The organism is Ferrovum myxofaciens (assembly GCF_000735045.1).
In the GTDB taxonomy this organism is placed as follows: domain Bacteria; phylum Pseudomonadota; class Gammaproteobacteria; order Burkholderiales; family Ferrovaceae; genus Ferrovum; species Ferrovum myxofaciens.
In genome coordinates this window covers 1-347 of the sequence record NZ_JPOQ01000427.1, presented here as the reverse complement: position 1 = coordinate 347, position 347 = coordinate 1, and the positions used below count along the sequence as shown (strand labels likewise).

General features: G+C 55.6%; 1 protein-coding gene. It reads left to right on the top strand.

Annotation, left to right across the window (positions count from 1 at the left end; all coding sequences use genetic code 11):
- Positions 1-53: 53 nt before the first annotated feature.
- Positions 54-347: transposase (locus IV91_RS0114390; protein ID WP_031599527.1), on the top strand; the 294-nt coding region annotated here is incomplete at its 3' end.

Genomic DNA, 347 nt, shown 5'->3' with positions numbered 1-347 from the left:
CTGTACGGATATACAGTATGCTGACCTCTTGCGAAAACCGTTTGAGGTGAACCATGGCGATCAACAGTATCCAGTTTCAGAAGGGGTTGTCGATGAGTGAATTCATCGCGCACTATGGGCGTGAGGGCCAGTGCGAAGCCGCTTTCATCCAAGCACGCTGGCCGAACGGTTTCTGTTGTCCGCGCTGCCAGGCTCGGACGGCTTCGCAATTCCGCCGCGGCGGCCTGCTGACATGGCAGTGCGGTCATTGCCCACATCAGACCAGCCTGATTTCCGGAACGATGATGGAACACTCCCGACTGCCTTTTACCAAATGGTTCTTGGCGATCTACTTGATCACGCAGTCG